The sequence below is a fragment of the Catellatospora sp. IY07-71 genome (assembly GCF_018326265.1).
Lineage (GTDB): Bacteria > Actinomycetota > Actinomycetes > Mycobacteriales > Micromonosporaceae > Catellatospora.
This window is the reverse complement of record NZ_AP023360.1, coordinates 2,885,214-2,908,500: the sequence shown is the minus strand read 5'-3', so window position 1 is coordinate 2,908,500 and position 23,287 is coordinate 2,885,214. Positions and strand designations below refer to the sequence as shown.

The 23,287-nt window shown below is 72.6% G+C and carries 21 protein-coding genes; 13 read left to right on the top strand and 8 right to left on the bottom strand.

What is annotated here, in order from left to right:
* The first annotated feature begins 20 nt into the window (after positions 1–20).
* From CS0771_RS13185 to CS0771_RS13155, 7 genes are all read left to right on the top strand, one after another.
* Positions 21–839 (top strand): class I SAM-dependent methyltransferase, encoded by an 819-nt coding sequence (locus tag CS0771_RS13185; RefSeq protein ID WP_212841231.1) that lies wholly within the window; start codon positions 21–23, stop codon positions 837–839.
* Between the two features lie 377 nt (positions 840–1,216).
* Positions 1,217–2,974 carry an ATP-binding protein gene (locus CS0771_RS13180; protein WP_371821578.1) on the top strand — a complete coding sequence of 586 codons (1,758 nt, stop codon included), beginning with the start codon at positions 1,217–1,219 and terminating at the stop codon, positions 2,972–2,974.
* A gap of 54 nt (positions 2,975–3,028) precedes the next feature.
* The gene (locus CS0771_RS13175) at positions 3,029–4,192 is read left to right on the top strand and encodes an exonuclease SbcCD subunit D (protein WP_212841229.1); all 1,164 of its coding nucleotides are present in this window, start codon (positions 3,029–3,031) and stop codon (positions 4,190–4,192) included.
* A 52-nt stretch (positions 4,193–4,244) separates the two neighbouring features.
* Positions 4,245–6,722: an AAA family ATPase gene (locus CS0771_RS13170; RefSeq protein WP_212841228.1), complete on the top strand. Its 2,478-nt coding sequence runs from the start codon at positions 4,245–4,247 to the stop codon at positions 6,720–6,722.
* Positions 6,723–6,745: 23 nt separating this feature from the next.
* Complete coding sequence (locus CS0771_RS13165; protein WP_212841227.1) at positions 6,746–7,696, top strand: hypothetical protein; 951 nt, start codon at positions 6,746–6,748, stop codon at positions 7,694–7,696.
* 232 nt (positions 7,697–7,928) lie between these two features.
* On the top strand, positions 7,929–8,864 hold the full coding sequence (locus tag CS0771_RS13160) for a lytic polysaccharide monooxygenase (protein WP_244870765.1): 936 nt from the start codon (positions 7,929–7,931) through the stop codon (positions 8,862–8,864).
* 19 nt (positions 8,865–8,883) lie between these two features.
* Entirely contained in the window at positions 8,884–9,783 is a 900-nt protein-coding gene (locus tag CS0771_RS13155; protein WP_212841226.1) for a DNA-3-methyladenine glycosylase, read from the top strand.
* A gap of 109 nt (positions 9,784–9,892) precedes the next feature.
* Here CS0771_RS13155 and CS0771_RS13150 read toward each other — a convergent pair whose 3' ends face one another.
* The 3 genes from CS0771_RS13150 to CS0771_RS13140 form a co-directional block, all read right to left on the bottom strand.
* Positions 9,893–11,632 (bottom strand): MOSC and FAD-binding oxidoreductase domain-containing protein, encoded by a 1,740-nt coding sequence (locus CS0771_RS13150; RefSeq protein WP_212841225.1) that lies wholly within the window; start codon positions 11,630–11,632, stop codon positions 9,893–9,895.
* Between the two features lie 155 nt (positions 11,633–11,787).
* Positions 11,788–13,482 carry a pectate lyase gene (locus CS0771_RS13145; protein ID WP_244870764.1) on the bottom strand — a complete coding sequence of 565 codons (1,695 nt, stop codon included), beginning with the start codon at positions 13,480–13,482 and terminating at the stop codon, positions 11,788–11,790.
* Positions 13,483–13,493: 11 nt separating this feature from the next.
* Entirely contained in the window at positions 13,494–15,152 is a 1,659-nt protein-coding gene (locus tag CS0771_RS13140) for a family 16 glycoside hydrolase (RefSeq protein ID WP_212841224.1), read from the bottom strand.
* Between the two features lie 261 nt (positions 15,153–15,413).
* On the opposite strand from CS0771_RS13140, the gene CS0771_RS13135 reads away from it, so the two are divergent.
* From CS0771_RS13135 to CS0771_RS13125, 3 genes are all read left to right on the top strand, one after another.
* The gene (locus CS0771_RS13135; protein WP_212841223.1) at positions 15,414–16,139 is read left to right on the top strand and encodes an SDR family oxidoreductase; all 726 of its coding nucleotides are present in this window, start codon (positions 15,414–15,416) and stop codon (positions 16,137–16,139) included.
* A 139-nt stretch (positions 16,140–16,278) separates the two neighbouring features.
* Positions 16,279–17,343 (top strand): ATP-dependent DNA ligase, encoded by a 1,065-nt coding sequence (locus CS0771_RS13130; RefSeq protein WP_212841222.1) that lies wholly within the window; start codon positions 16,279–16,281, stop codon positions 17,341–17,343.
* A gap of 96 nt (positions 17,344–17,439) precedes the next feature.
* Positions 17,440–18,912 (top strand): alpha/beta hydrolase, encoded by a 1,473-nt coding sequence (locus CS0771_RS13125; protein ID WP_212845812.1) that lies wholly within the window; start codon positions 17,440–17,442, stop codon positions 18,910–18,912.
* A 3-nt stretch (positions 18,913–18,915) separates the two neighbouring features.
* Here the strand turns inward: CS0771_RS13125 and ligD are convergent, their stop codons facing one another.
* The gene (gene ligD / locus CS0771_RS13120) at positions 18,916–19,941 is read right to left on the bottom strand and encodes a non-homologous end-joining DNA ligase (RefSeq protein ID WP_212841221.1); all 1,026 of its coding nucleotides are present in this window, start codon (positions 19,939–19,941) and stop codon (positions 18,916–18,918) included.
* Positions 19,942–19,970: 29 nt separating this feature from the next.
* Between ligD and msrB the strand changes: the two genes are divergently transcribed.
* Positions 19,971–20,372 (top strand): peptide-methionine (R)-S-oxide reductase MsrB, encoded by a 402-nt coding sequence (msrB, locus tag CS0771_RS13115; RefSeq protein ID WP_212841220.1) that lies wholly within the window; start codon positions 19,971–19,973, stop codon positions 20,370–20,372.
* A 47-nt stretch (positions 20,373–20,419) separates the two neighbouring features.
* On the opposite strand, the gene CS0771_RS13110 is transcribed toward msrB, so the two are convergent.
* Both CS0771_RS13110 and CS0771_RS13105 read right to left on the bottom strand, forming a co-directional pair.
* Positions 20,420–20,617, bottom strand: coding sequence for a hypothetical protein (locus CS0771_RS13110; RefSeq protein WP_212841219.1), 198 nt, complete (start codon positions 20,615–20,617; stop codon positions 20,420–20,422).
* Positions 20,617–20,847: a hypothetical protein gene (locus tag CS0771_RS13105; RefSeq protein WP_212841218.1), complete on the bottom strand. Its 231-nt coding sequence runs from the start codon at positions 20,845–20,847 to the stop codon at positions 20,617–20,619. Before CS0771_RS13105 ends, CS0771_RS13110 begins: the two co-directional genes overlap by 1 nt.
* Before the next feature lie 157 nt (positions 20,848–21,004).
* Between CS0771_RS13105 and CS0771_RS13100 the strand changes: the two genes are divergently transcribed.
* Positions 21,005–21,475 (top strand): DUF4231 domain-containing protein, encoded by a 471-nt coding sequence (locus CS0771_RS13100; protein ID WP_212841217.1) that lies wholly within the window; start codon positions 21,005–21,007, stop codon positions 21,473–21,475.
* On the opposite strand, the gene CS0771_RS13095 is transcribed toward CS0771_RS13100, so the two are convergent.
* A complete protein-coding gene (locus CS0771_RS13095; protein ID WP_212841216.1) occupies positions 21,468–21,821 on the bottom strand; it encodes a hypothetical protein in 354 nt (117 codons plus the stop codon). The two genes, CS0771_RS13100 and CS0771_RS13095, sit on opposite strands and share 8 nt — an antisense overlap.
* 88 nt (positions 21,822–21,909) lie before the next feature.
* On the opposite strand from CS0771_RS13095, the gene CS0771_RS13090 reads away from it, so the two are divergent.
* A complete protein-coding gene (locus CS0771_RS13090) occupies positions 21,910–22,707 on the top strand; it encodes an isocitrate lyase/phosphoenolpyruvate mutase family protein (protein WP_212841215.1) in 798 nt (265 codons plus the stop codon).
* A gap of 154 nt (positions 22,708–22,861) precedes the next feature.
* On the opposite strand, the gene CS0771_RS13085 is transcribed toward CS0771_RS13090, so the two are convergent.
* Positions 22,862–23,269, bottom strand: coding sequence for an ArsC/Spx/MgsR family protein (locus CS0771_RS13085; RefSeq protein ID WP_244870763.1), 408 nt, complete (start codon positions 23,267–23,269; stop codon positions 22,862–22,864).
* Positions 23,270–23,287 lie beyond the last annotated feature (18 nt).

Sequence of the window (23,287 nt, the reverse complement as noted above, 5' to 3'; positions counted from 1 at the left end):
CCCTGGCTTCGGGGGTGAGGATGACCGCGTTCGACGAGTACGAGCGGCGGGCGTGGCGGGGGCGTGCCGCCACGTACGAGCGCAGCTTCGCGCTGATGTGCGCGTACCCGGCACCGGCGCTGCTGGACGCCGCCGGGGTCGGGGCCGGGGTGAAGGTGCTCGACGTCGGCACCGGGCCCGGGACCGTCGCGGCGCTGGCGTGTGCGCGCGGCGCGGACGTCACCGCGGTCGACCCCGAGGAGAGCATGCTGGACGCGGCCCGGCGCAACGCGCCCGCGGCCGACGTGCGGCACGGGGTGCTGCCGCGGCTGGACCTCGAGGACGAGGCGTTCGACGCGGTCACCGCGAACTTCGTGCTCAACCACGTGGGGGATCCGGTGGCGGCGCTGGCCGAGCTGCGGCGGGTGACCCGGGTGGGTGGGCGGATCGCGTTCACGGTGTGGCCGTATCCGTTGCCGATGCTGCAGCGGCTGTGGGGGGATGTGACCGAGGCGCTCGCGTTGCCCACGCCGACGCCGCCGCTGCCAAGAGTCGCGGCGGAGGTCAACTTCTCGCGTACGCCGGACGGGCTGCGGGGGTTGCTGGAGCGGGCCGGGCTGGTCGAGTTGTCCTGCCAGGAGGTGGTGTGGACGCACCACGCCGATCCGGAGGACTGGTGGGCGGCGCCGGCGAGCGGGATGGGGTCGCTGGGGAAGGTGCTGGCCACGTTGCCGCCGTCGGGGGTGGCGGCGGCGCGGGCGCATTACGAGCGGCTCACCGCCGGCCACCGGACTGCCGACGGGCGGTTGGCGCTGCCGACCGGGTGTCTGATCGCGGTCGGAGTGGTCCCGCCGCGCTGACCTTCCGGCGTTGCCGTCGGTCTCGTGAGAGCTCGGTCCTGTTGGCGCCGAGGAGGAGGGGGCCGGGGGTTGGTCGTGATGGCTGGGGAAGATCGGTGCTTCGTGTCGAAAAGTGAGGCTGGGGCTTACCTTTCAACACGAACTAGCGATCATGGCCCGCTGGCCCCCGGGCTGGCCCCGGGTTCCCCTCGCGGAGGGAGTCTTGATCGCGGACTCGTGTCGAAAAGTGTGGTCTAGCCCCACCTTTCGACACAAGACGGCGATCTTGGCTGGTGGAAGATCGGAGTGACCCGTGTCGGGGTGGCGACACGGGGAGCGGTGCTTGTCACGGAGAGGGGCGCGGAAGGCTGGCTTTGTCGCCGGTGGCCGCTAGGGTCGTGCGGGTGAGCGAGGAGCAGCCGGGAACACCGGTCGGGCGGGTGCTGGGCACCGAGGACGCGAGTCCGCTGACCTTCTGGGTCGCGGTCGCCGAGGGGTCGTACCTGCAGCTCGACGACGTCGTGGTGACCCAGCGGGAGTTGCCCGACCTGGGTGCGGTGACCATCGCGGGGGTGGTGACCAGTGTGCGGGCCCGGCATGAGGGCGCGAGCTTCGACTCGGACGTGTTCGCCATCGCCGACGGCATGCTGCCCGCGCAGGTGCAGGAGGCGGCCGAGGTCACGGTGACCCGGGTCGATCCCGAGGTGTACGTGCCGCCGCTGCCGGGCGCGGTGGCGTTCCGGGCGGAGGGCGCGGCGCGCGACGGTGCGCTGTCGTTCGACCGGATGCACCGCCGCCTGCCGATCGGCACCGGCCGCGACGGCATGCCGGTCTACCTCAACGCGGACTTCCTCGACGGCAGCCGGGGCGCGCACGTGTCCATCTCCGGCATCTCGGGCGTCGCGACCAAGACCAGCTTCGCGACCTTCCTGCTGTACTCCGTGTTCCGCTCGGGCGTGTTCGGCGGCGACGCGGTCAACACCAAGGCGCTGATCTTCAACGTGAAGGGTGAGGACCTGCTGTTCCTCGACCACCCGAACACTCGGCTGGACGAGCGCACCCGCGCGCAGTATCACAAGCTCGGCCTGGAGGCCGCGCCGTTCCCGCAGGTCAACGTCTTCGCACCGGCGCGGGCGGGTGATCCGACCGGCAGCCCGGACGTGGCCAGCAGGCTGACCGGGGTGGACCCGTTCTACTGGACGCTCGCGCAGTTCTGCACCGACCGGCTGCTGCCGTACGTGTTCGCCGACGCCGACGACGAGCGGCAGCAGTACACGATGGTGGTGCACTCGGTGACCGCGCAGCTGGCGAAGCACGCGGTGCCGACCGACGGCGCGATCACCCTCGACGGCTTCCGGATCAACAGCTACGAGCAGCTCGTCGACCACCTGGTCGAGCAGCTGAACGACGAGGACACCCGGGGTGTCTGGGCGGGCAGCTCGATCGGCGTGGCGACGGTCAACGCGTTCGCCCGGCGCCTGATCAACAGCAAGCGGGACCTGGCCCGGCTGATCCGCGGCGACCTGCCGGAGCGCCGCGCGCACAGCATCTCCACCGCGGAGAGCGCCCAGGTCACCGTGGTGGACCTGCACAACCTGCCGGACCGGGCGCAGCGCTTCGTGGTCGGTGTGACGCTGAAGACCGAGTTCGAGCGCAAGGAGAAGGCGGGCTCGGCCAAGCCGCTGCTGTTCGTGGTGCTCGACGAGCTGAACAAGTACGCGCCCCGCGACGGCTCCAGCCCGATCAAGGACGTGCTGCTCGACATCGCCGAGCGCGGCCGCTCGCTGGGCGTGGTGCTGATCGGCGCGCAGCAGACCGCGTCCGAGGTGGAGCGGCGCATCGTGGCCAACTCGGCGATCCGGGTGGTGGGCCGGCTGGACCCGGCCGAGGCCGGCCGCCCGGAGTACGGCTTCCTCCCGCCCGCGCAGCGCCAGCGGGTGCTGCTGGCCAAGCCGGGCACCATGTTCGTGGGCCAGCCGGAGATCCCAGTGCCGCTGGCGGTGGAGTTCCCGTTCCCGGCCTGGGCGACCCGGCCCGGCGAGGCGGGCCCCGCCCCGCGCGCGACCCTGGCGAGCCTGGTCAGCGCAGCGGACCCGTTCGCCGTGGTCGGCTCGGGTGCCCGCAACGGCATCCCCGACGACGACATCCCCTTCTAGCCGCCCCCGAACAGCACGAACCCCGCTGCGACAAGGACCCGGAGGACTCCCCCGATGCGCATCCTGCACACGTCCGACTGGCATGTCGGCAAGGTGCTCAAGGGCCGCTCCCGGATCAGCGAGCAGATCGCGGCGCTGCACGCGGTGGTCCAGATCGCCAAGGCCGAGCAGCCCGATCTGATCATCGTGGCCGGTGACCTGTTCGACGTGGCCGCCCCGTCCCCGGAGGCGACGAAGGTGGTGACCCGGGCGCTGAGCGCGCTGCGCGCCACCGGCGCGGAGGTGCTCGCCATCGCGGGCAACCACGACAACGGCGCGGCGCTGGACGCGCTGCGGTCCTGGGCGGACGCGGCCGGGATCATCCTGCGCGGCCGGGTCAGCGAGAACCCCGCCGACCACATCGTCACCGGCACCACCAAGGGCGGCGAGCGGTGGAGCTGCGTCGCGCTGCCGTTCCTGTCCCAGCGGTACGCGGTGCGCGCGCTGGAGATGTTCGAGCTGACCGAGGCGGAGGCGCAGGCAACGTACGCTGATCACCTGGCCCGGCTGATGTCGCGGCTGGCCGCGGAGGCGTTCACCGACCCGGGCGCGGTCAACCTGCTCACCGCCCACCTGACCGTGGTCGGCGGCACGATGGGCGGCGGCGAGCGGGACGCGCACTGCATCCTCGGCTACGCGGTGCCGTCGTCGGTGTTCCCGAGCAACGCGCACTACGTGGCGCTGGGCCACCTGCACCGGGCGCAGCTGCTGCCGGGCGCGTGCCCGGTGCGCTACAGCGGCTCGCCGATCGCGGTGGACTTCGGCGAGGAGGAGAACACCCCGAGCGTCACCATCGTCGAGGTCACCGCGCAGACGTCGGCGCGGGCGCGCACGGTGCCGCTGCCCGCGGCGACGCCGCTGCGTACGCTGCGCGGCACGCTGGCGGAGCTGGCCGCCCAGGCCGAGGCGAACAACGCCGACGACGCCTGGCTGCGGGTGTACGTTGCCGAGCCGCCCCGGGCCGGGCTGCGCGAGCAGGTCCAGGAGCTGTATCCGCGCGCGCTGGAGATCCGGGTGGACCCGTCGGTGCTGCCCGACGCGGCGACGCGCACCGCGCGCCCGCAGCGCAACGGCCGCAGCGCCCCGCAGCTGTTCTCGGACTACCTGACCCACCGCGGCCACGAGGACCCGGCGACGAAGAACCTGTTCGAGCGGCTCTATCAGGAAGTGTCGGGGTGATCCGGCAGCATTGCGGCCGAGGGCACCGGGCCTGCCGAGGAGAGGACCTGCGATGAGACCGCTGCGACTGGACCTGCGCGGCTTCACGGTGTTCCGGGAGCCGACCACGGTCGATCTGACCGACTGCGACTTCTTCGCCCTGGTCGGGCCGACCGGCTCGGGCAAGTCGACGCTGCTGGACGCGATCTGCTTCGCGCTGTACGGCACCGCGCCGCGCTGGGGCGGCGGCAAGAGCGTCGCGCACGCGCTGGCCCCGTCCGCCACCGAGGCCGCGGTCCGGCTGATCTTCGAGGCCGGGGGCACCCGGTACGCCGCGACGCGAGTGGTCCGCCGCGACGGCAAGGGTCGCGTGGCGACCCGGGCCGCCGGGCTCCAGGCGCTCACCCCGGGCTTCGACGCGTCCGTGCTGGACGGTGACGAGCTGCTGGAGGAGCTGGGCGAGGCGCTGGCCGGCACCCCGAGCGAGCTGGACCACGCCGTGTCCGAAGTGGTGGGCCTCCCGTACGACCAGTTCGTGAAGTGCGTGGTGCTGCCGCAGGGCGCGTTCGCCGCGTTCCTGCACGCGCGGCCCGCCGAGCGGCAGGAGATCCTGGTCCGGCTGCTGGGCCTGGACGTGTACGAGAAGATCCGCGAGCGGGCCGCCGGGCTGGTCACCGAGGCCAACGGCAAGCTGGCCGCGACCGAGCCGGTGCTGGCCGAGCTGACCGCGGCGGCGTCCGACGAGGCGATCGAGGCCGCCGAGCAGCGCGTCGAGCGGGTCCGGGTGCTGGCCGCCGCGGTGGACGCGGCGCTGCCGGAGCTGGACGCGGCGCAGCGCCAGGCCGAGCAGGTCGCCGCCGACGCGGCCGCCGCCGAGCAGCGGCTGCGCGTGCTGACCGCGGTCGCGACCCCGGCCGGGGTGGCGACGCTGGCCGAGACGGCCCGGTCGGCCGCCGCCGCCGCGCAGGACGCCGCGATCGCGGTGGGCACCGCCGAGGAGTCCGAGGAGAAGGTGCGCGCCCAGCTGGAGGCGGCCCCGGACCCGACGGTGCTGCGCGGCCTGCTGGAGGCGTACGCCGAGTCCGCCCGCCTGCAGACCCAGCTCGCCGAGCTGACCGCCGCCGCGGCGCAGGCCCGGCAGGTGCACGAGGCCGCGCTCGGCTCCCAGCAGCAGGCGCTGGCCCGGGAGAAGCAGGCCGAGACCGGCCTGACCGAGGCGCAGCAGGCGCTGCTCGCCGCGCAGACCGCCGACCGGGCGGCCTGGCTGCGGCGGGACCTGAAGGCGGGACACGACTGCCCGGTCTGCACCCAGCCGGTGGCGAAGGTGCCGGCCATGCCGGACCAGCCCGCGATGACCGCGGCCAAGAAGGTCGTCGAGCAGGCCGAGAAGGCACTGGCCACGGCCCGCTCCGGCCGGGAGGAGCTGGACCGCCGCGTCACCGAGGCCGATCGTCGGCTTACCCGCGCCACGGCACAGCACGAGCCGATGACCGCGCGCGCCGCCGAGGTGGCCCGCGTGCTGGAGGGTGCCGCACCGGTGCCCGTGCTCCGCGAGCAGCTCGCCGCGGCCGAGGCGCTGCGCCGGGAGCTGACCGAGGCCACCGCCGCGCTGCGTACCGCCCGGGAGCAGCAGCGCCGCGCGGCCGCGGGCGCGCAGCAGGCGCAGGACCGGCTGACCGCGGGCTGGCGGGCGTTCGACACGGCCCGCGACAGCGTCGCCGCGCTGACCCCGCCCCCGGCCGACCGCGACGACCTGGCCGCCGCCTGGCGCACCCTCGACGGCTGGGCGCGCGAGCAGGCGGGGGCCGCGCAGGCCGCCCGGGACGGCGAGCGGGCCCGGCTGGCGCAGGCCCGCGAGCACGCGGCGGGCCTGGTGCACCGGCTCGACGAGCTGTTCGCCGCCGCCGAGCTGCGCCGACCCGGCGCCGGGGAGCACCAGCGCGCCGCCGCCGTCACCGTGGAGCGCGCCGCCGCCGCGCGGGACGCGCTGCTGGAGCGGCGGGCGCAGGCCGAGGCGCTGCGCGCGCAGCGGGCCGCGGTCGAGGCCGACAAGCAGGTGGCCACGGCGCTGGCCACGCACCTGCGGGCCAACAACTTCGAGGCGTGGCTGCTGCAGGAGGCGCTGGACGCGCTGGTCGACGGCGCGTCGGCGATCCTGCGCGAGCTGTCCAACGGGCAGTACGACCTGATCCACGAGGACCGCGAGTTCTTCGTGGTGGACCACCACGACGCCGGGCTGCGGCGCACCGTGCGCACGCTGTCGGGCGGCGAGACGTTCCAGGCCTCGCTGGCGCTGGCGCTCGCGCTGGCCGACCAGCTCGGCGGCCTGTCCCCGACGGCGAGCCTGGAGTCCATCATGCTGGACGAGGGTTTCGGCACATTGGACGCGTCCACCCTGGACACGGTCGCCGCGACGCTGGAGAACCTGGCCGCCACCGGCGATCGGATGGTCGGCGTGGTCACCCACGTCCAGGCGCTGGCCGAGCGCATCCCGGTGCGCTTCGAGATCACCAAGGACGCCCGCACCGCCCGCGTGGAGCGGCTCGGATAGACGAGGGCTGGTAGACAGATCTCATGAAGTTCCATGTGGACGCCTGGGATCCGGGCTTCGGGGCCAGCATCGAGGGCTCCGATCGCGGACCGGCCGAGGCCAGCAGCGCCAAGCTCGACCCCGAGATCGAGCTGCCCTCGGCGTCCTGGCGGCCCCTGGACACCCCGCCGGGCGTATGCGCCCCGGACGTGGTGCTGCTCGTCGACGGCGTACGCCGCACCGACGCGCGGCTGTGGATCGAGGATCACGACGGGGTGACCCGCCCCGGCCTGGCCAGCTCGTACGCGGCCGGGGTGGTGCGCTGCGAGCGCTCGACCGGGGCCAGCGTCACCGGCGTGAAGGTGGAGCGCACCCTGTTCACCGCCGCCGAGCAGCCCACCGATGTGGACGCCGGCCAGGCCGCCCGCTACCGGGCCGAGTCTGTGCTGAACGCCGACGAGAAGGACCTGTCCAACCGGCTGCAGGGCGCGCTCACCGAGCTGGAGATCGAGGTATCCCGGCAGCTGCGCGAGGACGGTGACCTGCTCATCGTGGACGGCCCGCTGCGCAGCCGCGACGCGCTGCCGCGCACCCTGGGCTACATCAAGACCCAGCAGAAGCAGTACCTGCCCGAGCGCCTGATCGGCGTGGTCGCCGCGCTGCAGGCGGGCCAGCGCACCCCGCTGTTCCGGATCACCGGTGTCTACGAGCGTCTGACCTGGTACCTGCGCCTGCCGCACGGCGGCACCTCGCCCTGGGCGGGCGTGGTGCGCGTCGAGTGCTCGGCCGAGGTGCCCGAGCACCAGGCGGTAGCCCTGGCCGACCTGTCCACGGCGACGATCCCCCGCTTCGCGTCCCTGCCGTACAAGGACCCCCGCGCCCCGCAGAACCTGGTCCCCATCGCCGGCCTGGAGAAGAAACTCCGCCACCTCCTCGGCGACGGCAAACTCCTCCACCGCGCCCTGGCCCTGGCCGCCCACCGCACCGCCGCCTGACGCGCCCCGCCGGGGTGGCAGTTTCGGGGAAACTGCACGTATCGGCCCGGTTAGGCCTGCACTTTCCGGGAAACTGGCGGCCGACGACGCGGCGTTCCTTAACTTTGGCTGAAATACCTGAACGGTAGGTCGCGGTCGGGTCTCGGAGCATTGATCACCGTGACGGCGGGGCGTACGTTCATCTCTTAGTTAAGTTTCCTTATTGGAGAACTTCCCTAGAGAGGTGAATCGCATGCGCGTCGCTTCCCGCGCTGCCGTCGCCACGACCCTGCTGGCCATCGTGCCCACCCTTGCCGTGCTCGCCCTGTCGGGCAGCGCGTCGAGCCACGGGACCATGACCACCCCGGCCAGCCGGGTCTACTCCTGCTACCTGGAGGGCCCCGAGTCCCCCGACACCCCCGCCTGCCAGGCCGTCGTCGCGCTCGGCGGCACCCAGCCGCTCTACGACTGGAACGAGGTGAACATCGCCAACGCCGCCGGGCAGCACCGCAGCCTCATCCCCGACGGCAAGCTGTGCAGCGCCAACCGCAGCAAGTACGCCGGCCTCGACCTGGGCCGCAGCGACTGGAAGACGACGACGCTGCCCGCGTCCGGCGCGTACACGTTCCGCATCCGCGCCACCGCGCCGCACCGGGGCAACTGGCAGCTCTACATCACCCGGCCCGGCTACAACCCGCTCACGCCGCTGCGCTGGAGCGACCTCGAGGCCAGCCCGTTCCTGAACGTCACCGACCCCGCCGTCGTCGACGGCTACTACAGCCTGACCGGCACCATCCCGGCCGGGCACCCGGGCCGCCACCTGATCTACATGATCTGGCAGCGCTCGGACAGCCCCGAGGCGTTCTACTCCTGCGCCGACGTGGTCATCGGCGGCACCGTCCCATCGCCGTCCGTCTCGGCCTCCCCGAGCGCGTCGCCCAGCGCGTCGCCGTCGCCCAGCACCTCGCCGAGCGCGTCGCCGTCGCCCAGCACCTCCCCCAGCACGTCGCCGAGCGCGTCGCCCAGCGCCAGCCCGACCGGCAGCACCCCGGCCTGGGCGCCGAACGTCAGCTACGCCGTCGGCGCCCGCGTGACGTACGGCGGCAAGGTCTACACCTGCCGCCAGGCGCACACCTCGCTGACCGGCTGGGAGCCCGCCACCACCCCCGCACTGTGGCTGGCCGTCTGAGCGTGGCAGATTCGATGCCGTGACCGAGCGACACGAGCTGCCCGAGCGATACGACATCGCCACCACGCTCGGGCAGCTCAGCCTCGGCCGGCACGACCCCTGCTCGCGCTGGATCGACGGCGTGTACTGGCTGGCTGCCCGGACCCCCGAGGGACCGGGCAGCCTCGCCCTGCGCTCCGCGGCCGGCCACCTGCACGTCGAGGCGTACGGCGAGGGCGCCGGCTGGCTGGCCGGGCACGCCGACGCGATCGCCGGGCTGCGCGACGATCTCACCGGCTTCCCCGAGCTGTCGCAGGCGCACCCGTTCGTCGCCCGGCTGGCGCGGGAACACGCCGGGCTGCGCCTGCCCGCGACCCGCCTGGCCTTCCCCCGCCTGCTGCGCGCCGTCTGCGAGCAGAAGGTCACCGGCACCGAGGCCTACCGGGCGTACTCCGCGATCGTCCGGAAGTTCGGCAGCAAGGCCCCGGGCCCCGCCGAGCGGCTGTGGCTGCCGCCCGAGCCCGAGGTCATCGCCGCCACGCCGTACTACGAGTTCCACCCGCTGGGGCTGGAGCAGAAGCGCGCCGACACGCTGCGCCGGGTCGCCGCCCAGGCCGCCCGCCTCCAACGCCGCCCCGACAGCGCCAGCCTCACCGCCCACCTGCTCACCATCCGCGGCATCGGCCCCTGGACCGCCGCCGAGACCGCCGCGGTCGTCTTCGGCGACCCCGACGCCGTCTCCGTCGGCGACTTCCACCTGCCCAACTTCGTCTGCTACGCCCTGGCCGGCGAACCCCGCGGCACCGACGCCCGCATGCTCGAACTCCTCTCCCCCTTCACCGGCCACCGCGGCCGCGTCTGCCACCTCATCGAACTCTCCGGCCTTGGCGCCCCCAAATACGGCCCCCGCCAGCCCCTCCGCACCTTCCACACCTACTGACCCGCCGGCTCCCCCACCCACCCCCTCTCCGGGTTGATCATGAACTTATGGGCGTGTTCGGCGGCGTGTCGCGACCCTGGCACCGTGATCACCTGGATGGACGGGGCCGTCAGATGTCGAGGGTCAGGTCGGTCTGCGGTCGGGCGCAACAGATGAGGACGTTGCCGTCGGCGGGCGGGTCGACCGGGTCGGGGAGGTAGGCGACGTCGCCGGAGAGCAGGCCGCTCTCGCAGGTGTGGCATACGCCGATGCGGCATGACCAGCGCACCGGCACGTCGCACGCCTCGGCCAGTTCCAGCAGGCTGGCGAAGGCGGGATCCCAGGGGACGGTCAGCCCGCTGCGTGCGAACGACACGGCCGGACCGGGTCCGGGGTCACCCGCCGGCGCATGCGGTGCCACCGCGGCGGCTGCCGCGATGCCGGGGGTGAGGCCCGGCTGGGCGCCGAACAGCTCGGTGTGCACCGCGCTCAGGCCCAGCTCGCCCAGCGCGGCCGAGACCTCCGTCATGAACGCCGCCGGTCCGCACAGGTAGGCGACCGTGTCCACCGGCAGCCGCAGGCCGCGCAGCACATCGGCGGTCACCCGGCTGGCGGTGGTGAAGTCACGGCCCGCGAGATCGTCCGGGCCGGGGCGGCTGTAGCAGATGTGGGCGTGTCCGCCCGGCAGCCGCGCGAGCAGCGCCGCCGCCTCCGCGGCGAACGCGTGTTCGGCGCGGTCGCGCGCACCGTGCACCCACCACACCTGGCGCGCGGATCCCTGCGCCGCCAGCGCGTGCAGCATGGCCAGCACCGGCGTGACCCCGATGCCCGCCGACAGCAGCAGCACCGGCCCGTCGCCGGGTTCGAGCGTGAACGTGCCACGCGGCGCGGCGGCCTCGACCGTCACGCCGGGGCGCATGTTCGCGCGCAGGTAGGCCCCTGCCGCGCCGTGCGGCTCCTGCTTGACACTGATGCGGTACACCGCATCGCCCGGCGTCCCCGACAGCGAGTAGCTGCGGATCAGCGGCCCGTCCGGGGCGGGCAGGCGCAGGGTGAGGAACTGCCCCGGCAGCGCGGCGGGCAGCGGCACACCGTCGGCAGAGGCTAGGAGCAGCGAGAACACGTCCCGCGTGACCTCCTCGTACCCGATCACGGTCAGCGGGCGAAACCCGGCCCAGGCGGGCGGCGCAACGGTGGCGACCAGGCCCGCGTTGCCCTCCCGGCCCTCCTCCTGGGCCAGCAGCGCCCGCATGGACTCCTGCCAGCCGGGGCTCAGCGCGGGGATGCGCAGCGCCCGCTCGGCCCCGTCCCGGGGGTGGCCGGGCAGGTACAGCAGCGCGTCGATCTCGGCGACGGTCATCGCCTCGGGCCCGGTGGACAGCTTGACGAACTCGTCCCCCGCCTGGACCAGCCCCTCGGTCAGCACGCGCAGGTAGAACCCCGGCCGGTGGTGCGCGACCAGCAACGCGGGCAGCCGCGGCTCGCCCATCCGCAGCCCGACCCGGTAGCACGTGACCCGCGGCTGGGTCACCTCCACCACGGCCTCGCCGACCCGGTAGCGGTCACCGATGCACACCTCGTCGTCGGGCAGCCCGTCCACGGTGAAGTTCTCGCCGAAGTTGCCGTGGCTGAGGTCGTCACGGCCCAGCTCCCGCTGCCAGTGCCGGTATGAGTCGAGCTGGTACACCAGCACCGCCCGCTGCTCGCCGCCGTGCCCGCCGAGGTCACCCTGCCCGTCCCCGTCCAGGTTCAGCCGCCGCAGCATCACCGGCCCGGCCACGGGCTGCTTCCATACCCCCGTGCGCACGGTCCGCCCGTGCCACACCACGTCCCGCGGCATCCCCACGTTCACCGACACCAACGTGCCCACCTGCCCGAACCTACGCCGCCGCCCCCGCCGCAGTCAGGTGATCACGGTGCCGGGGTCGGGACGCGCCGCCGAACACGTCCATAAGTTCATGATCAACGCGGTGGAGGGGCGGCTCCGGCCGGTGGGGCGGTCCGAGGGCCGCCCCACCGCCACCGCTAGAGCCGGCCTGGGCCGGCGCCGGAGGTGACCGTCGCGGGCACGGTGCCCGGGGCGGCCACGATGTAGGAGTAGTGGGCGCCGGGGTCGGCGACCGTGCCGGAGACTTCGCAGGGGCCGGAGGCGACGAAGACGTTGTTGCGCTGGACGAGGCGGCCGGGGCCGCTGTCGGCGTAGCCGCTGGCCGAGAAGCAGGGGTAGGGCACGTTCTCGAAGTAGTTGCCCTCCAGGAGGACGCCGGCGTTCTGGGTGGAGGCGACGCCGTAGAGCTCGTTGCCGAGGAAGTAGTTGTTGTAGACGTGGACGGGGTCGCCCCAGCGCACGCGCGGGTGGCGCTGGCGGCTGTGGTCGAAGAAGTTGTGGTGGACGGTCACCTTCAGGTGGCCGATGTCCTCGCTGCCGCTGCCGTCGGAGTGGCCGATCAGCATCGACTTGTCGGTGTGGTCGAAGTGGTTCCAGGACACGGTGACGTACTCGGCGCCGCGCACGATGTCGATGGAGCCGTCGACGGGCGCGACGAAGCGGTTGTGGTCGATCCAGACGTGGTGCGAGTTCTGGCCCACGTTGACCGCGTCGTCCTCGGCGTTGGTGAAGGTCAGATTCCGCACGATGACGTTGTACGACCGGTAGAAGTCGAACCCGCCCCCGTTGATCGTCGCGGTCGAGCCGAGGCCGATGATCGTCTTGTTCGGGCGGACGCCGCGTTTGCTGTCGATGGTGATGGCGCCCTGCACCTGGATGATCATCGGGCCGATGGTGTCGATGGCGGTGAGCAGCTCCTCGGTGGTGTCGACGACCACCGTCGGGCCGCCCACGCCCCCGTAGGTGCCGTTCTGGCCGAGCGCGTTCACCCCCGCGAAGCCGTCGGCCTGGTTCGGCGGGACCGGGCCGGGGCTGGTGCTCGGCGACGGGCTCGGCGGCCGCGACGGCGACGCGCTCGGACTGGGGGAAGCGCTGGCGCTGGGGCTCGGTGACGCGCTGGGGCTGGGGCGCGGCGACGCGCTCGGCGACGGCGGTGCGCTGGCGCTGGGGCTGGGCGGCGTGCCCGGCCCGCCGTCGACGGTCACGTCGTCGAAGACCGCGCTGGTGTACGAGGCGACCAGCCCGACCCGGCCCGCGGCGAACGTGGCGTCCGTGGCGCTGACCACCGTCACCCCGTCGACCGCGCCGGACAGCTGCGACCCGTTCACCCACAGCGCGAGGGTGTACCAGGTGCCCGTACTGACCGGCACCGGAGCACTGGCCAGCACGGTCACTCCCCCGCCAGAGACGCGGCGCAGCTGCGCCGTGCCGCCGCCGGTGAGCACCAGCGCGTAGAAGCTGGTCATGTTCTGGGCGCGGGCGGTGACCCCGGCCGCGCGGGTGCTGTTGCCGAACGCGAGCGGCTGCACCCGCGCCCGCACCGTGTAGTCCGTCCAGACCGTCGCACCGGCCTGCGCCTTCGCGTCGGCGCCGGTGCTCGACTGGCGGTAGGCCTGCGCCGAGACCGACCAGCTGCCGCCCGAGGTGGACCAGCCGGCGGAGTTGCCGTCGGCGAAGTCGTCGCTGAGCAGGGTGGCCGCGTCGGCCCGGCCGACCGCGAACGCGCTGACCGCGATCGTGGCGGCCAGCACCGCGGTCGCGGCCCAGGCCCGGTGCACCATGCTGCGGCGGGTCCGCACTCTGGGCGTCCCGGAATCGTCGCGCTGTCTCATCGCGTACCCCCTCAGATCTTTCCGACGCCCGCACCGGCGGGCACGATGGTCGGGACGGAGGCCGGCGGGTCCACGGTGTACGGGTAGAAGGTCGCCGGGTCGGTGACGGTGCCGCGCACCTCGATGGGGTGGTTGCACTCGACGAGGATGTTGTTGCGCTCGACCATGCGGCCCAGCGGCCCGCTGAACTCGACCCGGCCCGGGTTGTTCACGCTGTAGAAGTAGTTGCCCTCCACGAACAGGCCGGACTCGTTGGTCGACGCGATGCCGTAGCTGTTGTCGAAGTAGTAGTTGTTGTAGACGTGCACCAGCGGCGAGAAGCGCACCCGCGGGTTGCGCTGGTCGGAACGGTCGAAGAAGTTGTGGTGGTAGGTCACCCGCAGCCGCCCGGTGTCCTGCGCGCCGTTGGCGTCGTCGTGACCGACCAGGGTGGTCTTGTCGTGGTCGTGGAACCTGTTCCAGGACACGGTGAGCAGGTCGGAGCCGCGCTTGATGTCGAGCGCGCCGTCGCCGCCGTCGGACAGGTCGTTGTGGTCGATCCAGATGTGGTGCGAGAACATCTGCACGTTGATCAGGTCGTCGCTCGCGCCGCTGATCGACAGGTTCCGGATGATGATGTTGTGTACGGCGTTCGCCGGCGGCGAGGTGACCGCGTCGCTGATCGGCAGGCCGATGTTGAGGCCCCCGCCCACCAGGCGCGCGGTCGAGCCGAGGCCGACGATGGTCTTGTCCGAGGTCACGTTGTGCATGCCGTCGGTGTTGCCGGTCGGCAGCGTGATCGTGCCCGACACCTGGATCGTGTACGGCCCGGTGCGCGCGATGTAGTCGAGGAACTCCTCGGTGGTGTCCACGGTGACCGTCGGCCCGCCCGCGCCGCCCGTGGTGGTGGCCTGGCCGTACCCGGCGACCGTGGCGAACCCGTCCGGCTGTCCGGGACCCGGCGGGTTCGGCGGCGGCCCGCTGGGGCTCGGGCTGGCGCTGGGGCTCGCGCTCGGACTGGGACTCGCACTCGCGCTCGGCGAGCTGCCGGGGCTGCTGCTCGCGCTCGGGCTGGGCGACGGTCCGGCCGCGTCCACGACCAGCACGTCGTCGAAGTTGGCGGCCGCGTTGTAGGTCGCGACGCCGACCTGGCCGGTGGCGAACTGGCTGTCGGTCGCGGTCACCGTGCTGCCGCCGTTGACCCTGCCCTCCAGGCCGCTGCCGCTGACCTTGAGGCTGAGCGTGTACCACGTGCCCGTGGTCACCGTGACCGCCGCGCTGGCCAGGGTCGTGGACGACCCGCCGACCAGCTTCTTCAGCTCGACCGTGTTGTTGGTGCGCAGGGCCAGGTAGTAGTAGCTGGTGTTGGACTGGGCGCGGGCCAGCACCGCCGCGAAGCGGTTGGTGCCGTTGACCGCGGTCAGCTTCACGCGTACGGACACCGTGTAGTTCGACCAGGAGGTGGCGCCCGCGCGGGCCCGCGCGTCGGAGCTGGTCCCGGACTGCCGCAGCACCGGCGTGCCGTCCGCGCCCACCGTCCAGGTCCCCCCGGACGTGGTCCACCCGGTGGAGTTGCCGTCGTTGAAGTCGTCACTGAACATCGTGGCCGCGCTGGCCGTGCCCGCGTAGAGCACCACCGCCGCCGTCATGGCCGCCACCGCGGCGGTGGCGAGCCTGGTACGTACCTTCATGCGCCTTCCTCCTCGCCGCGACATCGAAACATCGATGTAACTCAACTCGTCCCCGCAGCATAGGAAAGCGCTTTCCCTAACACAACCCATCCCGTGTGCAGCTTTGTTGCAGCTTTCCGCTGCGTCGATCATGAACTTATGGACGTGTTCGACGGCGCGTCCCCACCCCGGCACCGTGATCACCGTCGGCCCGGGGAGTGGCGGCGTTGGGACGGGGCGGTGGTTGACCTCCAGCGCGGTTGAGGTGGTGGGATCGGCGGCATGAACTTCGAGGGACTACGAGTGGCGATCACCGGAGCAGGGCGCGACACAGGGCGGCTGCTGGCCACCGACTTCGCCGCACGCGGCGCGCAGGTGTACCTGTCGGCGCGGGATGCCGACGCCGCGCGTGCCACCGCCGAACTGATCAACCGGGACGGCCGAGGCTGGGCCGAGGCGTTCAGGTGCGACCTGGCCGATCCGGGCGCGGTACGCGAGTTCGCCGCCGCCGTCGCCGCGCGTACCGGGCACCTGGATGTGCTGGTCAACAACGCGGCGGCGTACGCGAAAGGCCCGGACCTGGCCGACGCCTCGGACGAGACGGTCGCCGACCTGATCGGCGGGGCGGCGACGGGGACCACCCTGCTGGTCAAGCACCTGCTGCCGCTGCTGCGCGCGTCGGCACGACCGGACATCGTCAACCTGATCTCCGGCTGTGGCGAGCCGGGACACCATCGCTCGACCGCCCATCCCGCCTTCTACGCCGCCAAGCACGCGCAGGCCGGGCTCGCCGGGATCCTGTCGCACCGGCTGCGCCCCGAGGGCATCCGGGTGATCTCGCTGTTCCCGCCGGACTTCGTGCAGGACGGGCCGCGTACCGCGCAGGCGATGCTCACGGCCCGGTCGGTCGCGGACTGCGTGCTGTTCGCGGTCGGTCAGCCCCGGGACTGCTTCATCCGCGAGTTCCGCTTCGAGCAGGAGCAGGCGAGCCTCGGCTCACCGGCCTGACGCCGCCGCGCTGTCGATCAGAAGGCTGCGCTGTCGATCAGGAGCTCGTGGCCACGACACGCCGCCGAACCGTGACATAAGTTCATGATCAACGGGGAGGTTCGGCGCGGGATGGGGGGTTTGCTGGTTGACTGGTGGCATGGATCTGCCGGTTAACCCCCCAGTGGAGCCGATGCTGGCCAAGCCGGTGTCGAAGCTGCCCACCGAGCCGGGTATGACGTACGAGCCCAAGTGGGACGGATATCGCTGCATCATCTTCCGCGACGGCGACGAGGTGGAGCTCGCCAGCCGCGGCGGCAAGACGCTGACCCGCTACTTCCCCGAGGTCGTCAACCAGGCCCTCAAGCAGCTGCCCCCGCGTTCCGTGATCGACTGCGAGCTGGTCATCATCCGGCGTGACGAGGGCAGCATCCCCCGCCTCGACTTCGACCTGCTCAGCCAGCGCATCCACCCGGCCGCGAGCCGGGTGAGCAAACTGTCCGCCGAGATCCCGGCCGACATCATCGCGTTCGACCTGCTCGCGCTGGACGACCGGTCGCTGATGGACCAGCCGTACGCCCAGCGCCGCGCCCTGCTCACCCAGGCGCTCGCGCACGTGGAGCCGCCGGTGCACCTGACCCCGGTGACCACCGACCCGGACACGGCGCGCGAGTGGTTCACCGCGTTCGAGGGCGCGGGGCTGGACGGACTGATCGCCAAGCCCGCCGACATCCCGTACGCCCCCAACAAGCGGCTCATGCACAAGATCAAGCACTCGCGCACGGCGGACGCGGTGGTGGCCGGCTTCCGATACCACACCTCGGGGCCGGTGGTCGGCTCGCTGCTGCTCGGCCTCTACGACGACCAGGGCACCCTGCACCACGTCGGGGTCAGCGCGTCGTTCACCGCCGCGCGGCGGGCCGAGCTGCTCACCGAGCTGGAGCCGTACCGCAACCCCACCGGGCACCCGTGGGCGTCGGCTTCGGACGGTCAGCGCGTGCCGGGAGCGCCCAGCCGCTGGACAGGGGGTAAGGACCTTGCCTTCGAACCGCTACGCCCCGAGCTGGTGGTCGAGGTCGCCTACGACGCCATGGAGGGCGACCGTTTCCGCCACACCGCCCAGTTCAAGCGCTGGCGGCCGGACCGCGACCCCCGGTCCTGCTCCTATGACCAACTCGACCGTCCTATCAGCCTCAACGTCGACGAGGTACTGGGTACCCCGTAGGCTCGGGCGGATCCGTCTCCGGGGGGAGTGAACACGCTCGTGCGTCTCAGGTACAACAGGGTGGCCCGCGCCGTCGTCGCGCTGGTGGCCGCGACCATGACCACCACCGGATGCGTGCTGCCGCTGCCGAACTTCGGCGGCAGCCCGCGCCCGGCGGCGAGCCCCGAGGCCGGCTGGCGGCTCTGCCCGGAGATCCCGGCCGCACTGCTCGGCAAGGCGCCGTCCGACTTCACCTTCGAGTGCAAGACGGTGAAGGTCCCGGCGGACTGGAACAAGCCCGACGACGGCCAGACCATCGACATCGAGGTGATGCGCGCCCGCGCCACCGACCAGCGCGACCGCATCGGCGCGCTCATGGTCAACCCGGGCGGGCCCGGCGCGTCCGGCATCGACCTGGCGGCGTACCTCACCCGCGGCCTGCCCGTCGAGATCACCCGGCGCTTCGACATCGTCGGGTTCGACCCGCGCGGCGTGGGCCGGTCCACGCCGGTCGACTGCTACACCGACGCCGATCTGGACGCCACCTTCGCGTCCGACCCCGACCCGGTCACCTGGCCGGAGTTCCAGGAGGTCGACGCGCTCACCCGGCGCATGGTCGACGGCTGCAAGGCCAAGTACGGCGAGCGCCTGGGGCTGTTCGGCACCAAGCAGGCCGCCCGGGACATGGAGGCGATCCGCGAGTCGCTGGGCGAGGGCAAGATGAACTACCTCGGCTACTCGTACGGCACCCTGCTCGGCGCGGTGTACGCGCAGCTCTACCCGCAGAACATCCGCGCCATGGTGCTCGACGGCGCGGTCGACCCGACGCAGACCTCGATCGAGTCGTCGGAGAAGCAGGCGATGGGCTTCGAGCGCGCGTTCGACAACTTCACCGCCTGGTGCACCGAGAACAAGAGCCAGTGCCCCATCGACGGCAACGCCCGCGCGGTCGTCGAGAAGCTCATGCAGGAGGCCGAGACCAACCCGGTCGGCAACCCCGACGGCCGCAAGGCCACCCCGGGCTGGATCTTCTGGGGCGTGGTGTCCTCGCTCTACACCCAGGCCCGCTGGCCCGACCTGGGGCAGGCCCTGGCCGACCTGCAGGACGGCAAGTCCGAGGCGATCTTCGCGCTGGCCGACTCCTACGCCGACCGCGGCCCCAACGGCGAGTACACCAACCTGTTCGACGCCAACGCGGCGGTGAACTGCGCCGACGACGGCGACCCGGCCACGATCGCGGAGATCCGCAAGCTGCAGTCCGAGTGGCGGCAGAAGTATCCGCTGTTCGGCGCGCCGCTGGCGGTGGGCATGCTCACCTGCTCGGTGTGGCCCACCGAGCCCGAGCCGTACCCGACGGGCAAGGCCGAGGGCGCGCCGCCGATCCTGGTGGTGGGCACCAAGGGCGACCCGGCGACGCCGTACGAGCAGACCCAGAAGCTGGCCGACATGCTCGGCGTCGGCGTCGTGCTCACCTGGGACGGCGAGGGGCACACCGCCTACCCGGAGACGCGCTGCATCAACCGGTACGTCAACAACTTCCTGATCAACCTGGAGGTGCCGCCGGCCGGGACGGTCTGCCCGCCCCAGTAGGCGTCACTCGGCGTGGTCGGTGCGGGCGCGGCTGGGCTGCACCCGCATCGGCTCGCCGGGCATCTTCGGATAATCCGGGGGGTACGGCATCTCGCCGAGCTTGTGATCCCGCTCGTCCCGCTCCCACCACTCCAGCAGCGTGGAGATGTCGTGCGCGACGTCGTCCATGCCGGCGTAGAGATCGCCGACCTCGGCCAGCCGCGGCGGCACGGTGCGCAGATCGAAGTCGTCCGGCTCGACCTGCGCCAGCTCCTCCCAGGTGACCGGGGTGCTCACCGTGGCGCGCGGGTTGGCCCGCAGCGAGTACGGCGCGGCGATGGTGCGGTCGCGGGCCATCTGGTTGTAGTCGATGAAGACCTGCTCGCCGCGCTCCTCCTTCCACCACGCCGTGGTGATCGCCACCGGGTCGCGCCGCTCCAGCTCGCGGGCGAACGCGATCGCCGCGCGCCGCGCCTCGACGAACGGCCAGTCGGGCTTGATCCGCACGTAGATGTGGATGCCCCGGCCGCCGGAGGTCTTCGGGTAGCCGACCAGCCCGGCGTCGTTCAGCACCTCGCGGGCGAGCGCGGCCACCTTGACCGCGTCAGCGAACCCGGTCCCTGGCTGCGGGTCGAGGTCGATGCGCAGCTCGTCGGGGTTCTCCGTGGCGGGGGCGCGCACCGGCCACGGGTGGAACACCACCGTGCTCATCTGCGCCGCCCAGAGCAGCGCCGCCGGCTCCTGCGGGCACAGCTCGTCGGCCTTGCGCCCGCTCGGGAACTTGATCTCCGCGGTGGTGATCCACTCGGGCACGCCGCGCTGGGGCACCCGCTTCTGGAAGAACATCTCCCCGTCGAGGCCGTCCGGGAAGCGCTGCAGCATCGTCGGCCGGTCCCGCATGTAGCGCAGCATGGGCTCGGACACGGCCAGGTAGTACTCGAAGAGGTCCTGCTTCGTGTAGCCGCGTTCCGGGAAGAAGACCTTGTCCGGGCTGCTGAGTCTTACGGTACGGTTACCGACCTCGTATTCGAGCGCTTGCGCCTTGGGCATGGCCCGACGCTACCGCGTACGGTCGAGGCATGGAGCAGAACGTCAGCCAGCTGAGCGAGCAGGAGTGGCGCGTGCGCCTCGACCCGGAGGAGTTCCGGGTGCTGCGCCAGGCGGGCACTGAGGCACCGTGGTCCGGCAAGTACGTCAACACCAAGACGGCGGGCACGTACAAGTGCCGTGCGTGTGGGACGGCGCTGTTCGACAGCGTCACGAAGTTCGACAGCCACTGCGGCTGGCCGAGCTTCGACGAGGCGCTGCCGGGGACCATCAAGTACATCGAGGACCGGTCGCTGGGCATGGTGCGCGTGGAGGTGCGCTGTGCCAACTGCGACTCGCACCTCGGGCACCGGTTCGACGGCGAGGGCTTCACCCCGAAGGACGCGCGCTACTGCATCAACAGCGTCTGCCTGGACCTGGAGGAGAAGGCCTAGGGGGTATGCGGAGAGGCGTTCAGGCGGACGCCTCTCCGCAGGTGCCGTCAGTCGCCGGCGGCGCGCAGCTCGCGGCGGGCGGCGGCGACGCGCTGGTCGAACTCGGCGCGCGTCATGCGCCCGGCCCGCACCAGCCGGGCCCAGTAGCGGATCCGGAAGCTGAGCAGGCTGTGCGTGGCAGGAACCGCAAGCCCGCTCGCGGCGAGGATGGCCTCGAACTCGCGGCGCATCGCAGCGTCGTCCATCAGCACGCCTCCCGCTCGCCGTCGACCGGGAAGCCCAGCATCCGGCGGCTCTCGGCCATCCGCGCCTCCAGCTGCTCCCGCGTGATCTCGCCTGCCGCGAGCTGCCGGGACAGCCCGCGGAACCGCGCCGCGAGCACGCTCAGCGGGCTCGCCTGGAGCACGTCGTTGATTCGCATGATCTCCGTGAACGTACGCTCCACCGCTCGCGGGTCGTTCGTGTCCGGCCTCATGGGACGCACGCTAAACGCGGGGTCCGACAATTTCGCGTACCGAGAGTGCCCGGACCGTGACGCGAAACCGTCGGGACTACGACCGAACCGAGGACTGTCCGTCCGGGAAGGACCGTGCCACCATCATCGGGACTTCGGCGACCGGGAGGCGGACGGCATGGCGGAACAGCCCGTGTGGTGGCAGCGGCTCACCTCGCCCGGCGGCGCCCCGCTACCGCTCAGCGTGCACGAGCGCCTCGGGTGGTACGAGCGGCAGGTGCGCCGCCAGCGCATCGCGAACTACACCTTGGAGGGCGTGACCGTCGTCGTCGCGGCGAGCATCCCCGCCGCGGTCGCGCTCGGTGCCCCGGCCGCGGTGACGGCGGTGCTCGGCGCGCTGGTGGCGGTCCTGGCCGGGCTGCGGCAGCTGGTACGGCCGGGTGAGAGCTGGATCCGGTTCAGCGCCACGCTGGTCGCCCTGCAGCGCGAGACGGTCATGTGGAGCGCGGGCGCGGCGCCCTACGACGCCGACCGCGCCGAGACGATCCTCGTCGAGAACGTGGAGAGCCTGGTCGCGTCCGAGACGTCGCAGTGGGCCGAGCAGCGCACGGTGCGCCGCGCGGAGCCGGAGCAGCAGCCGGTCAGCTGACGTACCAGTCGAACAGCTCCCAGCCGGGCGGGGTGGCCATCACCAGCAGCGCCAGCAGCGTCGCCACGCTGGTGGCGGCCAGTGCGACACGCACCCGCGGCGCGGACCGGACCTCCGGCGAGCGCCACGCGCCTGCCGCCAAGGCCAGGCACAGCACAGCCAGCGGCAAGCCGAGCGCGGTCGCCAGCACCGCAGGCCAGGACCAGCCGGGCGGCGACTGCTCCGGGAAGTACAGCGCGTCCGTGGTGAGGTAGGCCACGGCCCCGTAGGCGTACGCCAGCACCAGCACCAGCTGGACCGTGCTCAGCGCGCCCGCGAAGGCGCGGCTCGTCGACGTCTGTCGCATCGACGCACCATACCGGCTCCCCGGCGGCGGGACGGTCAGGTCCGATCACCGCCGGTCCCATGTCGGTGGCTCGTGATCGACTGTGGCCATGACTGCTGACAAGTACGACGTCTTCCGTGCGCTGCACCGGCCCGGTGACCCGCTGCGGCTCGCGAACGCCTGGGACGTGGCCAGTGCGCGGGTCGTCGAGCAGGCCGGCGCCGCGGCCGTCGCCACCACCAGCGCGGGCGTGGCGTGGAGCCTCGGCGCCAAGGACGGCAACGTGCTCGACCGGGACCGCGCCGTGGACCTGGTGGCCCGGGTCGTCGCCGCCGTGTCGGTGCCGGTGACCGCCGACATCGAGGGTGGGTTCGCCGACGACGCGGCGGGGGTCGCGGAGACGGTGCGGCTGGTCATCGCGGCGGGCGCGGCCGGAATCAACCTTGAGGACAGCGACCGTAGCGGCGCTGCCCCGCAGCTGACCGTGGTGGAGGCGGCGCGGCGCTTCGCGGCGGCCCGCGCGGCGGCCGGGGACGGGTTGTTCGTCAACGCGCGGGTGGACACGTTCTTCCACGGCGGCACGGTCGCCGACGCGCTCGCCCGTGCGCGGGCCTATGTCGACGCGGGCGCGGACGGCGTGTTCGTGCCGGGCACGGCCGACCCGGCGGTGATCACCGAGCTGGTGGCGGCGGTCGGGGCGCCGCTGAACATCCTGGTCGGGCCGGGCTCCCCCACCGTCGCCGAGCTGGCCGAGCTGGGCGTGGCCCGGGTCAGCCTAGGCTCGTCGGTCGCCGAGGCGGCCTACGCGGTGGTCCGCCGCGCGGCCGAGGAGCTGCAGGCCAAGGGCACCTACACCGCCGTCGAGGGCGGCCTGGCATACGGCGACGTGAACGCCCTCCTGCCCTGACCTGATCCCGCGCCTGTTTCAGGGGCGGGGTGCTGTCCACCCGTGAAGATCGCCATCTCGTGTCACAAAGTGCAGCCAGACCGCAGGTTCTGACACGAGACCGCGATCTTCACGACAGGCAACGCCCAGGGAGCCGCGGCGTGCGCCGGACGAGTCACCGCGGCGGAGGCTGCTCCGCAGGCCGGGCGGCCGAGAGTGCCTGGCTGAGCGCCTCCGGCGTGCGGCCGACCACGGCGGTGCCGTCGTCGAGCAGCAGGATCGGCCGCTGGATCAGCTCGGGGTGGGCCGCCATCGCGGCGATCCAGCGCTCGCGCGACGCCTCGTCGCGAGGCCAGCTGTCCAGGCCCAGCTCGGCGGCGACCGGCTCGCCCAGGCGGCAGATCTCCCACGGCTGCGCGCCCAGCCGTCCCAGCACGTCCGCCAGCTCGGCTGCGGTCGGCGGCGCGGTCAGGTACGGGCGCAGCGTCACCGGCACCGCGGCCAGCTCGAACGTCTCCCGCGCCGCGGCGCACTTCGAGCACGACGGGTTGTTCCACATCTCCACCCCGCTATCCTCGCGCATCCCGAGATTCGCACCCGC